The sequence below is a fragment of the Streptomyces sp. genome, assembly GCF_031181555.1.
Lineage (GTDB): Bacteria > Actinomycetota > Actinomycetes > Streptomycetales > Streptomycetaceae > Streptomyces > Streptomyces fimbriatus.
The window spans coordinates 49,215-62,245 of sequence record NZ_JAPSKQ010000014.1; the positions used below are offsets into that span (position 1 = coordinate 49,215).

The following is a 13,031-nucleotide window of genomic DNA, read 5'->3' on the forward strand; positions in this document are numbered from 1 at the left end:
TCGGGGACGGGGCAGGGACTCGTCAGGGCCCCATGGCCCTGGTGGGGCCGCCGGTGGCGTTTGAGAAGCTGGAGCCATGAGCGGATCACGTACGGGCGCCGGACAGCGGGTCGTCGTCGTCGGAGCCGGTGTCGCCGGGCTGGCCGCCGCGCACCGGCTGCTGGAGCGCGGGGCGCGGGTGACGGTGCTGGAGGCCTCGGACCGGGTCGGCGGCAAGCTGCTGCCCGGCGAGATCGCGGGCGCGCGGGTGGACCTCGGCGCGGAGTCGATGCTGGCCCGCCGTCCCGAGGCGGTGGCCCTCGCCCGCGAGGTGGGCCTCGCCGACCGTCTCCGGCCCCCGGCCACCGCGACGGCCTCGCTGTGGACCCGCGGTGCCCTGCGCCCCATGCCGAGGGGCCACGTCATGGGCGTACCCGGCACCGCCGCCGCCCTCGCCGGCGTGCTGTCCGACGAAGGGCTCGCCCGCATCGAGCGCGACGCCGACCTGCCGCGCACCGAGGTCGGCGACGACGTGGCGGTCGGTGAGTACGTGGCGGCGCGCCTGGGCCGCGAGGTCGTCGACCGCCTCGTGGAGCCCCTGCTGGGCGGGGTGTACGCGGGCGACGCGTACCGCATCTCGATGCGCTCGGCGGTCCCGCAGCTCTTCGAGGCCGCCCGGACCCACACCTCCCTGACCGAGGGCGTCCGCGAGATCCAGGCGAGGTCCGCCGCCTCCGGGCGGACCGGCCCCGTGTTCATGGGCATCGAGGGCGGAGTGGGCACCCTGCCGCTCGCCGTCGCCGCGTCGGTCCGGGCGCGCGGCGGGGAGATCCTCACCGGTACGCCGGTCACCGGGCTGCGCCGGACGCCCGAGGGCGGGTGGCGGGTCGTCGCCGGGGACCGGGTCCTGCCCGCCGACGCGGTCGTCGTCGCCGTCCCCGCCCCGGCCGCCGCCCGCCTCCTGCGCGCCGAGGCCCCCCGGGCCGCCGCCGAACTGGCCGGAGTCGAGTACGCCTCCATGGCGCTGATCACCCTCGCCTACCGCCGCGCGGAGACCGGCCTCCCCGAGGGCAGCGGATTCCTGGTGCCGCCGGTCGACGGCCGCACCATCAAGGCGGCCACCTTCGCCTCCCGCAAGTGGGGCTGGGTCGCCGAGGAGAACCCCGACCTGGTCGTCCTGCGCACCTCCGTCGGCCGCCACGGCGAGACGGAGATCCTCCGCCGCGACGACGCCGACCTCGTGGAGGTCTCCCGGCACGACCTGAAGGCGGCCGCCGGACTGGACGCCGCCCCCGTCGCCACCCGCGTCACCCGCTGGGACGACGGCCTGCCCCAGTATCCCGTCGGTCACCACGCGCGCGTGGCCCGCGTCCGCGAGCACCTCGCGGACCTCACCGGGCTGGCCGTGTGCGGCGCGGCCTACGACGGCGTCGGCATCCCCGCGTGCATCGCGAGCGCGTACGCCGCCGTCGACCGGATCCACGGTGACCTGCGCGGTGTGCAGGAGCTCACCGCCCACCCGGTGCAGAGCCTCCACGGAGGAGCAGGAGAATGAGGGACATGAGTGACGACGCCACCACCCCCGCCCCCGACCGGATCCCCAACAAGGGCAAGCTGGCCAAGGACCTCAACGAGGTCATCCGCTACACCCTCTGGTCCGTCTTCAAGCTGAAGGACGTGCTGCCCGAGGACCGCGCCGGGTACGCCGACGAGGTCCAGGAACTGTTCGACCAGCTCGCCGCCAAGGACGTCACGGTCCGCGGCACCTACGACCTGTCGGGCCTGCGCGCGGACGCCGACCTCATGATCTGGTGGCACGCCGAGACCGCCGACCAGCTCCAGGAGGCGTACAACCTCTTCCGCCGCACCGAGCTGGGCCGCGCCCTCACCCCGGTCTGGTCGAACATGGCGCTGCACCGGCCCGCCGAGTTCAACCGCTCGCACATCCCGGCGTTCCTCGCCGACGAGACGCCCCGCGACTACGTGAGCGTCTACCCCTTCGTGCGCTCCTACGACTGGTACCTGCTGCCGGACGAGGACCGCCGCCGCATGCTCGCCGACCACGGCAAGATGGCCCGCGGCTACCCCGACGTGCGCGCCAACACGGTCGCCTCCTTCTCCCTCGGCGACTACGAGTGGATCCTCGCCTTCGAGGCCGACGAGCTGCACCGCATCGTCGACCTCATGCGTCACCTGCGCGGCTCGGAGGCCCGGCTGCACGTCCGCGAGGAGGTCCCGTTCTTCACGGGCCGCCGCAAGGACATCGCGGAACTGGTCGCGGGCCTGGCCTGACCGGCCCGATGAGCAGGACGCCGGCCGGGCGGTCGGCGGTGCCGTCCGCCCGGCCGGCCGATCAGGCGGCGGGGCGGCCGGCGGGCCGGGTGGCGGGCCCCTTTCCGGCCGGCCCGTCCGCCGGCCTCGGCTTCGGTTCCGGGCGCGGTGCGCAGGACGCGCGCCGCCCCGGCACCCGTCCCTCGAGCAGATACGCCTCCATGTGTCCGTTCACGCAGGCGTTCGGCCCGCCCGCGATGCCGTGGGTGCCGGCGTCGCGCTCGGTCACCAGCACCGAGCCCGCGAGCCGGCGGCGCAGCTCCAGGGCACCGTCGTACGGAGTGGCCGCGTCCCGCTCGGCCGCCAGGATCAGCGTCGGCGGCAGCTCACCGCGCCCGGTGTGGACGTCCAGCGGCCGCTGCCGGGGCGCCCGCCAGGAGGCGCAGGGCAGATTGGTCCACACGTTGCTCCAGGTCTCGAAGGGCGCCCGGCGCGCGAGCCGGGTGTTGTCCCGGTCCCACACCGCCCAGTCCGTCGGCCAGGGCGCGTCGTTGCACTCCACGGCGAGGTAGACCGCCCGCGCGTTCTCCTTCTCCACCGCCGCCTCCGGGTACGCCCGGGCCTGCTCGACCAGCGGCCCGGCGTCTCCCCTCAGGTACGCCGACAGGGCGTGGGCGCGCTGCGGCCAGTAGTCGTCGTAGTACCCGGCCTGCAGGAACGCCTGCTGCAACTGCCCCGGCCCGACCTTCCCGCCGGCCGGTTCCTCCGCCAGCCGCGCCCGCGCCCGCTCGTAGCCGCGCTGCACCTCGTCCGGCGTGTCCCCCAGCCCGTACACGTCGTCGTGCCGGGCGACCCAGGCCCGGAAGTCCGCCCAGCGGTCCTCGAACGCGGCCGACTGGTCGAGGTTGTTGCGGTACCAGATCTGTCCCGGGTCCGGGTTCACCGCCGAGTCGAACACCATCCGCCGCACGTGGGAGGGGAACATCGTCGCGTACAGCGCCCCGAGGTAGGTGCCGTAGGACGCGCCCAGATACGTCAGCCGGTTCTCGCCCAGCGCGGCGCGCAGCACGTCCAGGTCGCGGGCGTTGTTCAGGGAGGTGTAGTGCCGCAGCGCGTCGCCGGCCCGCTCGGCGCAGCCGCGCGCGTACGCCTCGGCCCTCGCGACGCGCTCCCGCTTGTACGCCGCCGAGGGGTGCACCGGCGCTTCGGTGGGTCCCTCGGCGAACTCCTTCGGGTCCGTGCAGGACAGCGGTGCGGAACGGCCCACCCCGCGCGGGGCGTAGCCGACGAGGTCGTAGGCCGCCGCGACGCGCTTCCACTCCGGGAGCACGCCGAGGAGCGGGAAGGACATGCCGCTCGCGCCGGGCCCGCCCGGGTTGTAGACCAGGGCGCCCTGCCGGGGCACCTCGCGCTTGCTGTCGGCGGGGTCCTTGCCCGTGGCCCGGACACGGCTGACGGTGAGTTCGATCCGCTTGCCGTTCGGGCGGGCGTAGTCGAGCGGGACGCCGACCGTGCCGCACTGGACGGTGGCCGGCAGGTCCTCCGCGTCCGGGCACGCGCCGAACGCGATGCCCTCGCGCGCGGCGCGCGCGGCGGCCACCGCGGTGCCGCGCAGCTCGGCCGCGCCGGGGGCGGTGAGGGCGGCGGGAGCGGCTCGGGCGACCGGGGGAGCACCGCCGGCCGGGGCGGCGGCCAGGGCGGTGAGCAGCAGGGACCCGGCGGCCACGTGGACGGCGGCGGTTCTCATCGTGTGTCCCTTCGGTGCACGGTGGTGACAAAAGGGATGTTTCGTTCGATGGTTGGGTAAGGCAAGCACCGCTCGCGGGTGTCGCCGTCAGTACTCCCGTTCGCCCCCGGCGCGGCGGCCGTGCTCACGGTGCGCGAAGGCCGCCCGCAGGTCCGGTTCACCGATCGCGCGGACGCCGCGTACGGCGACGGAGGTGAGGTACGCGCGGTCGTCACCGGCGCCGTCGGCCCCGCGGGACAGGGCCCCGAGCAGCCGCTGACCGGCGGGGGAGGCCCAGCGCGAGTACGGGTGGACCTCGAACCGTGCCATCGCCAGGCAGCTCAGCGCGAGGACGAGCGGCAGGGCGAACCACAGGGCGACCAGGTGGCGCGGTGTGTCCGGGGGGACCGGCAGCATCAGGGCGGCGGCGCCCAGCCCGGCCACGGCCAGCGCGGCGAGCCGCACCTGGCGGACCGCGTCGGCGACCGTCGTACCGGCGTGGGCGTCGGGCACGGCCAGTCCCGCGCGGACCAGCCGGTCGGCGAGGCCGCGCACCGGGTCGGCGGTCGCCGCGGCGGCCCGTACGGGCGCGAGGGGGGACTGCCCCTCCGGCCCGATCGCCCCTATCACGGACCGCTCCATGTCGTCCCGCCCGTGCGGATCGACCACGGTCGCCCAGCCGGTACGGGCCAGCAGCAGGCGCCGCTGGCGCGCCATGGAGACCAGCGTGACGTCGGCGACCCGCCGGGGACCGCCGGACAGGAACGCGGTCTCGTACAGGGTCAGGGGGACAGAGGCCGGATCACGCCCCCCGCCGTCGGCCGTGCCGGTGTGGTCGGCGGCCGCCGCACGAACGGCGGCCAGGCACAGCCGGGTGCACGCCGCACCGGCGACGGCCCAGGCCGGCAGCAGGAGGAGGACCCAGAACATGGGTTGTTTGTAAGGGACACGGTCACGAAAACACCATGCCCTGTTCACCATCCGGGACGGAGCGTTGTCCACACGTGACGCCCCGCCGGGGTCTTCGGGACTCGGGACCACGGCGGCTCACCGCCGCAGCAGCACCCGCCGCGTCGCCCGGGCCAGCCGCACCGCCGGCCGCCGCGACCGGGGCGCCGGCCCCGACCGCTCCAGCCACCACTCCCGCAGCTCGCGCCGCGCCCGCTCCTCCTCCGGCCGCCCGGCCAGCAGCAGGTGCTCGGCGAAGTCCAGCGCGTCCTGCCGGTAGCCCCCGCCCATCGGCTGCCCCTGCGCATACGCGAGGAAGGCGGCCCGGTACCGGCTGCCGAGGATCACCGGCAGCTCGGGCGCGACCTTGGCGACGACATCCGCCCGCTTCGCGGCGAGCGCCCGCGCCTGCACGGCCGTCCGCGCCCGGTCGAACCCCTCGGGCACGGGCGTCCCGGCGACCAGCGAGGACAGCAGCGCGGTCTGCGCGAGGGCGAGCCGCTGCCGGGAGGGCGCGCAGGAATCCCGCCCCGCCTCCGCGCGGACGGGAGGCCCCTCCGCAGCGGACGTCTCCGCCTCCGACTCCGCCCCCGTGCCGGCCCGTTGACCCGCACCCTTCTCCAGGGCAACCCGGATGGCCCCCAACTCGCCCGCCAGCTCGGCCGGTTCGGGGAAGTTCTCGTCCCGCTCCAGCAGCACACCGGGAGGGGAGACCCGGGACGCGAGGTCGGTGAGGATGTCGAGCACGGGGCCGGGGACGGGGTGGGCGTGGCTGTCGTGCCACACGCCGTCCCGCTCGACACCGCCGGCGACATGGACGTACGCGATGGCCTCCAGGGGCAGTTCGGCGAGCGCCTCGGCCGGGTCCTCGCCGCGGTTGACGTGGTTGGTGTGCAGGTTGGCCACGTCGATGAGGAGCCGCACGCCGGTGCGGTCGGCCAGCTCGTACAGGAACTGTCCCTCGGTCATCTCCTCGCCGGGCCACGAGATCAGCGCGGCGATGTTCTCCACGGCGAGCGGCACGGGCAGCGCGTCCTGGGCGATGCGGACGTTCTCGCACAGCACGTCGAGGGCGTCGCGGGTGCGCGGCACGGGCAGCAGATGCCCGGCCTCCAGCCGCGGCGAGGCGGTCAGCGCCCCGCCCGCCCGCACGAACGCGATGTGCTCGGTGACCAGCGGCGACCCGAGAGCCGTGACCCGCTCGGCCAGGGCGGCCAGCCGTCCCTCGTCGGGCCGCTCGGCCCCGCCCAGCCCCAGCGAGACCCCGTGCGGCACGACGGTCACCCCGCGCTCGCGCAACCGCAGCAGTGACCCGGGCAGGTGCCCGGGGCAGACGTTCTCGGCCACGACCTCCACCCAGTCGATCCCCGGCATGCCCTCGACGGCCTCCGCGATCTCCGGCCGCCACCCGATCCCCGTCCCCAGTCGCACCATCGTCCCCTCCTCCACCGGCCGTCCGGCCGTCCGGCTTCCACCGGCCCCCGCCGGACTGACGGGGGTATGGCCCCGGAGCCGGCCCCCGAACCGCGTCACGGCGGCCTTCAGAGCAACATTTGAGGTTCGGGCGGTCCGCCCGGACGGCGCCAGGGGATACGCGCGGGGCGCTTTCGGCGTTCACCGGTGCGGCGAAGCCGTGTGGACCCCGGCGGCCGGGCCCCGTCCTCGGCGCGTCGCGCCGGTTCCCTCACGGGTACGATCCGTCGGATCGGCAGGACGCCGACCGGGCCGGCACGCGGGTGGGGGAAGGGACGTCTTTCTGTCCGCGACGCCGGTGGACCGTGCCGTGCCGGGCCGGTCCTGGGGGCCGGCCGTGTCGGCGGACCGGGCGCCCCGGCCTCCGGGTCAGCGCACGGCGAAGGCCGGTGACGTACCGGTGAACGGGGTGAGGGTGCCGACCACGCTCCTCGCGTCGCCGTGGTACACGATCCGGTGGGTGCCGGGCACGGTCCCCTGCGGGATGTCCCACGTGACGGTGACCCGGGAGGCGGCGATCCCGTCGCGTTTCCAGTGGAACCGGGTCGCCCAGTCGCCGTCGTCGGCGACGGTGCGCCAGGTCCCGCCGGACTCCTGGCGCTGGACCTCCAGATACGTCCCGCCCCGGTGCAGGTCGTTGCCCGGGTGGGCGCCCGCGAAGACGACCTCGACCCGTTCACCGGCCCGGTAGTTCTCCCGCGGCCCGACCAGCACGTCCCCGAACGCCCGGAAGACCGGAGGCGCGTCCAGCACCACTCCGGGCTGCAGGGAGAGCGCCTTGCCGGACAGGTCCGGCGCCTCGGGGCCGAGGGGGAGATCCGTGCCGTCGCGCAGCGCGGTGGCCAGTTCGGCCGCGGTCTGCTGGAGCGCCGGAAGCTGCCAGCGGCCGAAGAGCGTGCTCCCGCCCTCGTACTGCTGCGCGTCGTACTCCTCGGGGGTGGTCAGGTAGTGGAAGTACGCGTTGGCGTACCCGGCGACCAGCACGTCGTCGAGGTCCGCGCCGACGATGCCGGCGACCGTGCGCCGCAGCCGCAGTCCCGCGCAGATGGTGACCTCGCCCGGGATGCCGATGAGGTGGAGCCGGCCGATCCGGACCAGCATCACGGGCACCCGCTCCTGCACCCAGGGGTAGACGCGGTTCATCTCCCCGATGGGCACGAAGACGTCCTTCGGCGCCTGTGCCTGTGCGAGTTCCGGTGAGACCGTGTAGATCACGGAGTCGGAGACGGCGTCCCAGAAGGGGTTCTCCCCCTCCTCGAACCCCGGGAAGGCCGGCCCGTCCTCCAGGCTGCCCGCCGCCATGGCGGCGCCGACGCAGGGCTTGGAGGTCCGGTGGGTCCGTCCGTCGCCGGTGAACTCGGGGCGCACCGTGACGTCGGAGAGATCGACGTACACCAACCGGGAGTCCACCGGGCCGGACAGCCGGACGCCCGGCCGGTGCACCTGGGCCGCGGCGGCCTCGTACTGCCGGAGCCCGTTGGCGCGGGTGCGGGCGAAGTCCTCCGGTGTCGTGGGCGGCGTCAGGTCGAGGTTGGGCGACATGTCGCCGCTGTTGGTCTGGGCGAACGCCGAGACGAACGCCGGGGAGCCGTCGGACAGGTAGTCGACGTCGTGGACCTCGCGCTCCCAGTGGTAGGCCGCGTACCCCTTGTTGTCCGCGCTGATCAGGCGGTTGTCCCCGGACATGCTGGTGCTGTGCACCGGGAACCAGTTGACGGCGCCCACCGTCCGCCCGGCCCGCTCCACCCGGAGCAGGGTGGTGAGCGGGTCGACGGCGTCCGGGAAGTGGTCGCGGTCGGCCTTCGGGTTGCGCTCGAAGGCCGACCGGGAGCGGTTGACGCTGGCCCCGGTCAACGTGCCGTGGCTGAGCACCAGTTCGGACGGCGCCAGGTCGTCGTGGGCCCGCCGCACGGCCTCGAACAGGCCGTCCGCCACCGCCTCGAAGGTCTTGCGGTGGAAGCCGAACGTGGTCGTGTTGTACAGCAGGTGGTGCGAGTAGCCGCCGGGACCGGCGTGGGTGTGGGTGGCGGTGATGAGCACGTTCTGCTCGGTGTAGAGGTCGCCGTACCGCTCGGCGAGCCGCCGCAGCACCGCCTGGTGCACGCTTCCGAAGATCATCGGCGAGTCGGCGACGATCAGCACGACCCGCCGTCCGCTCGCCTCGTCGGCCACGACGAACGCACGCGCCCGCAACCGGGTGTGCAGCCCGGCGGCCTGCTGGTCGAACCGGCCGTAGCCCATCATGCCGACCTCGGCCACCTCGCCGGTGGCGTCGGCGAGCCCCCGGCCGACGAGGTAACCGGCGCCACTCGCGGGTGCGGCGTCGGCCCGGCTCGCACCCGCCGCCTGTGCGCCCGCCAGCCCGAGACCGGTGAGGGCTCCCGCCCGCAGAACCGTACGCCGACTGTGAACGGGACGTTCCGCAGGCATCTGCAGCTCCTCGTGACGGGACCGCGCGCGCCGTGGCGCCCGCGCGGACTTGAACAACGTTCAGGTCCTCCGCCGCCATTGGTACACCTCGCGTCACGGCCGTCGCAAGAGGTCTGCAACCGGCGGTAACTGCTGTATGCGGGAGGCGCGTTGGAGGGAGGTGGGCGTGGTGGTCGCCGCCTGCCGGCACGTCGGCGCCGAACGCGGCGGCGCCGGCGGCGCGAGCGGTGCGCAGCGCCGGCCGGTGGTGGTTCCGTGCCTGCTTCCGGGCCCCGGGTCCCCCGCCCTCGTCGGCCCGCGGTCGGCGCGGACGTCACCCTGGCCCCCCGGCACCTCGTGCCGGTGAATTCTCGTACGGGCCCGGGCGGTTGGCTCCAGGCACGGCGAGAACATTATCTGTGAGGCCCCCGACACCATCACCGTCCTGTGAAGGGAGGCGCCATGGTCCCCACACCCGGCAGGATCGTCATCCACCGGCTCACGGAGGACGATGCCCGCCACATCACCCAGCAGCGCGTCCGCCGCGAGCCGAACGGCGACCTCGTCCGCAAGGGCGACCGGTACCCGGCGGTCGTCGTGAAGACGTCCCCCGCGAACCCCGCCGGCGTCGTCGGCCCGCGGGTGCTCCCGGACGGGCAGGACCCGCCCCTGCGGGCGGCCTCCCGCCACCGGGGCGACCAGCCCGGCACCCGGTCCTGGCCGGAGCGTGTGTGATGGCGCCGCCCGCGTCCGCGTCCGCGTTCCTGCGCGCCCTCCGTGCGGAGGGCCTGACGGTGGTGGAGGTCGGTGACTGGCGCGACCACAACCGCAACCACAAGGGCCCCTGGGGGCCGGTCCACGGCGTGATGGTCCACCACACCGTGACGAAGGGCAGCGCACGAACGGTGGAGATCTGCCGTCACGGGTACGCGAGCCTGCCGGGCCCGCTGTGCCACGGCGTCATCACCAAGGACGGCCGGGTCCACCTCGTCGGCTACGGCCGCGCGAACCACGCCGGGAACGGCGACGACGACGTGCTGCGCGCCGTGATCGCCGAGAGGCGGCTGCCGCCGGACGACGAGGCGAACACCGACGGCAACCGGCACTTCTACGGTTTCGAGTGCGAGAACCTGGGCGACGGCGAGGACCCCTGGCCGGCCGCGCAGCTGGACGCGATCGAGCGTGCGGCGGCGGCCGTGTGCCGCCTGCACGGCTGGAACGAGCGGTCGGTGATCGGGCACCTGGAGTGGCAGCCGGGGAAGGTGGACCCGCGCGGGTTCACGATGAGCTCGATGCGCGCACGCGTCGCCGAACGCCTCACCCACCCCGCCGGATGGAACCGGGACGACCAGGAGGACGAGCCCATGCCGCAGTACGTCAATCTCGGCACCGCCCAGCCCCGCACCCTCGACCCGGGCGCCTGGGACTCGATCGAGTTCACCCGGGAGTGGACGGACGAGACCGGCGACCACGCCACCGGCGGCAGCGTGTGGGCGCGCGGTGCCTGCCGCTTCACCGGCACGGTCAGCCTGCGCATCGACGGCCTGCCCGTCGGCGCCGTGGTGCAGGCGAGGATGAGCGAGTACGAGGGCTCCCAGCACCGCGCGGACCACCCGGTCCACGAGATCACCGGCACCGGCGGCGACACCTTCGCAGTGGTGCCGGTGACGAAGCGGCTCGCGGCCGGCCGCGGCATGCGCATCCGCCTGCTCAACCTCGCCGACGTCCCGGTCACCATCGACAGCGCGGTCCTCACCGTGCTCGTGTGGAAGGAAAACTGAGCCGCGCGGATCCCGAGGAGACGGAGGGCCGTGGTCGCCGCCGTGCGGTCGCCGCGGTGGCCGGGGACGCTTGTCGCTCTGTTCGCCGACTGATCCGCCGCGGACGCCTGCAGATCCCCCGTCGCCTCCGGGGGTGCCGTCGGCGAATCCCCTCGGGCGGTTCCCAGGCGCGAGCCCCGGGGTCCCGAGGGGAGCGAATGTCCCGGCGACACGCCGTCGCCGCGCCGTTCTGCCGGGGCACTCGCTCCCCTCGGCGTCCCGCGGCCGGATGCGCCAACGGCGCCCCTCCGGGCGGCGGGGGCCTTTCGCATGTCCGGACAGGGGCAGCTACGCAAGGCGTTCACACAGAACCGAACCGGAGCAGAGGGTTGTCGGGGACACCGGCGTGGAGCAAGCGGTCACGGTCGCCGAACGCGCGGTGGAGCGTGGGCACGGCCGCATCACGGGCTGGTCAGCCCGGAGTCGGTCCGATCCGTTCGCGGCTCCTCGCAACGGAGGGGCGGGGCCCTCGCCCCGCTACCGCAGCGCCGGATGGTCCGCCACCACCGTGCAGGACCCCGGCGCGATCTCCGTGAAGCCCGCGTCGCGGACCGTGGGGAGGCCGCCGGCCACCAGGTCGCCCCAGCGGGAGGGGTCGGCGGTGCGGACGGCCAGCGGGAAGCCGGCGGCGTGCCAGGCCGTGCGGTCCTCGTCCGGCAGTGCCCACCAGGCCAGCTGCGCGCCGTGGCCCGCCTGGGCCATGGCCTTGCCGGCCGACATGTCCAGGCCGGGGTTGAGCCAGAGGACGGGGGCGGCCGGGTCCGCCGGGGACGGGGGCTCCGGGTCGTCGAGGTCGGTGCCGGAGACCTGGAGGCGGGCCAGGTCCTTGGGCCAGCCGTCCAGGGGGACGGGCGGGAAGACGCGGACCTCCGCCGACTTGCCGGTGACGGTGATGCCCGGCAGGGCCTCCGCGCGGCGCCACTCCGCGCCGCGGGCCCGGCGCACCACCTTGCGGATCCGGGTGTCCTGCCAGTCCCGCATCGCCCGCGCCCATGCGCCCTCGCCCACCGAGCGCTCGTCGGCCAGCATCACCAGCACCGCGCGGGCCGCCGTCTCCAGGGCGTCCGTGCGCGGCGGGGGCGCCGTCCGCTCGATGCGGACCACCAGGGGCAGGACGAACTGGGGTGCCTCGTCGCGGGCACCCGGGTCGGGGCGGAAGGGACTGTCGGCGGCAGGCGTCTGGTCAGTGCTCACGGGTTCAGTCTGCCAACCCGCCGCGCGCCGCCGTCAGCCGGAGCAGGACGTGCGCTCGGCCTCGCGCCACTCGCAGACCGGGCACAGGGTGATGCCCTTGTACGACTCCGGGTACTCCGTCGGCTCCTGGCACAGCACGCACTCCGCGTACGGCGGCCCGTCGGCCTTGGGCGGCCTGGACGTGTCGATCAGGCAGTAGTCGTTGTCGTTCATGCGTCCAGCGTAGGCCGGTGCGTCCCGGTCGCGTCAGCTTCGTCCGCCCGCCGTCGCGATCAGATCGGAGACCTTCACGAACCGGTAGCCCCGGCGGCGCAGCTCCGGGACGATCGTCCGTACCGCCCGCTCGGTCGTCGGGGCCGCGCTGCGCGTGCAGTGCAGGACGACCACCGAGCCCGGCCGCACTCCGTCCAGGACCTGCCGGGCCACCGCCTCCGCGTCCGTGGCGAACGCGTCGCCGCCGACCACGTCCCACTGCACCGCCGTGACGCCGGCCGGGGTCAGCGCCCTGAGCGCCGCGCGGTCGTAACAGCCGCCGGGGAAGCGGAAGTACGGCATCGGGTCCTCCACCCCGACCTCGCGGAAGACGGTGTACGCCCGTTCCACGTCCGCCCGCATCCGGTCCGCGGAGACGGTCGGCAGGCCGTAGCAGTCGGCGGTGAAGGCGTAGTGGCTGTAGGAGTGGTTGGCGACCTCGAACAGCGGGTCCCGGCCGATGGAGCGGGCCTGGTCCGGGTACTCCTCGGCCCACCGGCCCGTCATGAACACGGTGGCCGGGACCCTCAGCGCGCGCAGGGCGGCGATCAGCCGCGGGTGGTCGAAGCGCTCGCCCGCGGCCGCCCGCGGGCCCTGGTCGGCGGTCATGTCGGCGTCGAAGGTCAGTGCGACCGTCCTGCCCGCGGTGCGCGAGCCGTGGTCGAAGACCGGGGTCAGGCCCGCGGCCCCGGGGGCGAGCGTCGGCGGTCGCGGCGACGGCGCGGCGGGAACGGCGGGAGTGACGGAGGGCGCGGGACGGGCGGGCTGCCGGACGGGCTGGGCGGGCTGGACGGTGGCGCAGGCGGTGAGCGCGGTCCCCAGGGCGCAGAGCGCTGCTGCGCGACGTACACGTGTGATCACCGTATGAAGGTAGGAGGGGATGTGTTCCCGTTCTCGCTCCGCGCGCCGTGCCCCGGCCGGTGTCACCCGGCCGGGGCACGGCGCCCGCACCCCCCCGG

Annotated in this window: 11 protein-coding genes; 4 read left to right on the forward strand and 7 right to left on the reverse strand. The window is 75.0% G+C overall.

What is annotated here, in order from left to right:
* Positions 1–76 precede the first annotated feature (76 nt).
* Positions 77–1,534 (forward strand): protoporphyrinogen oxidase, encoded by a 1,458-nt coding sequence (hemG, locus tag RIM90_RS05430; protein ID WP_309059397.1) that lies wholly within the window; start codon positions 77–79, stop codon positions 1,532–1,534.
* A 5-nt stretch (positions 1,535–1,539) separates the two neighbouring features.
* Positions 1,540–2,271: a hydrogen peroxide-dependent heme synthase gene (gene hemQ, locus RIM90_RS05435; protein ID WP_309059398.1), complete on the forward strand. Its 732-nt coding sequence runs from the start codon at positions 1,540–1,542 to the stop codon at positions 2,269–2,271.
* 61 nt (positions 2,272–2,332) lie between these two features.
* Here the strand turns inward: hemQ and RIM90_RS05440 are convergent, their stop codons facing one another.
* From RIM90_RS05440 to RIM90_RS05455, 4 genes are all read right to left on the reverse strand, one after another.
* Entirely contained in the window at positions 2,333–3,997 is a 1,665-nt protein-coding gene (locus RIM90_RS05440; RefSeq protein WP_309059399.1) for an alpha/beta hydrolase, read from the reverse strand.
* An 87-nt stretch (positions 3,998–4,084) separates the two neighbouring features.
* On the reverse strand, positions 4,085–4,906 hold the full coding sequence (locus RIM90_RS05445) for a TIGR04222 domain-containing membrane protein (RefSeq protein ID WP_309059400.1): 822 nt from the start codon (positions 4,904–4,906) through the stop codon (positions 4,085–4,087).
* 117 nt (positions 4,907–5,023) lie between these two features.
* Positions 5,024–6,358, reverse strand: a complete 1,335-nt coding sequence (locus RIM90_RS05450) for a DUF692 domain-containing protein (protein WP_309059401.1) — start codon at positions 6,356–6,358, stop codon at positions 5,024–5,026.
* 408 nt (positions 6,359–6,766) lie between these two features.
* Positions 6,767–8,827 carry a neutral/alkaline ceramidase gene (locus tag RIM90_RS05455; RefSeq protein WP_309059402.1) on the reverse strand — a complete coding sequence of 687 codons (2,061 nt, stop codon included), beginning with the start codon at positions 8,825–8,827 and terminating at the stop codon, positions 6,767–6,769.
* A 441-nt stretch (positions 8,828–9,268) separates the two neighbouring features.
* On the opposite strand from RIM90_RS05455, the gene RIM90_RS05460 reads away from it, so the two are divergent.
* The gene (locus RIM90_RS05460) at positions 9,269–9,541 is read left to right on the forward strand and encodes a hypothetical protein (RefSeq protein WP_309059403.1); all 273 of its coding nucleotides are present in this window, start codon (positions 9,269–9,271) and stop codon (positions 9,539–9,541) included.
* Positions 9,541–10,587, forward strand: coding sequence for an N-acetylmuramoyl-L-alanine amidase (locus RIM90_RS05465; protein ID WP_309059404.1), 1,047 nt, complete (start codon positions 9,541–9,543; stop codon positions 10,585–10,587). Before RIM90_RS05460 ends, RIM90_RS05465 begins: the two co-directional genes overlap by 1 nt.
* Before the next feature lie 516 nt (positions 10,588–11,103).
* Here RIM90_RS05465 and RIM90_RS05470 read toward each other — a convergent pair.
* Genes RIM90_RS05470 through RIM90_RS05480 form a run of 3 tightly spaced genes read right to left on the reverse strand, consistent with a single transcriptional unit; the run spans position 11,104 to position 12,933 of the window.
* Positions 11,104–11,820, reverse strand: a complete 717-nt coding sequence (locus RIM90_RS05470; RefSeq protein ID WP_309059405.1) for a peptidyl-tRNA hydrolase — start codon at positions 11,818–11,820, stop codon at positions 11,104–11,106.
* A 33-nt stretch (positions 11,821–11,853) separates the two neighbouring features.
* Complete coding sequence (locus RIM90_RS05475) at positions 11,854–12,033, reverse strand: hypothetical protein (protein ID WP_309059406.1); 180 nt, start codon at positions 12,031–12,033, stop codon at positions 11,854–11,856.
* 33 nt (positions 12,034–12,066) lie between these two features.
* Positions 12,067–12,933 carry a polysaccharide deacetylase family protein gene (locus RIM90_RS05480; protein ID WP_309059407.1) on the reverse strand — a complete coding sequence of 289 codons (867 nt, stop codon included), beginning with the start codon at positions 12,931–12,933 and terminating at the stop codon, positions 12,067–12,069.
* Between the last annotated feature and the right edge of the window lie 98 nt (positions 12,934–13,031).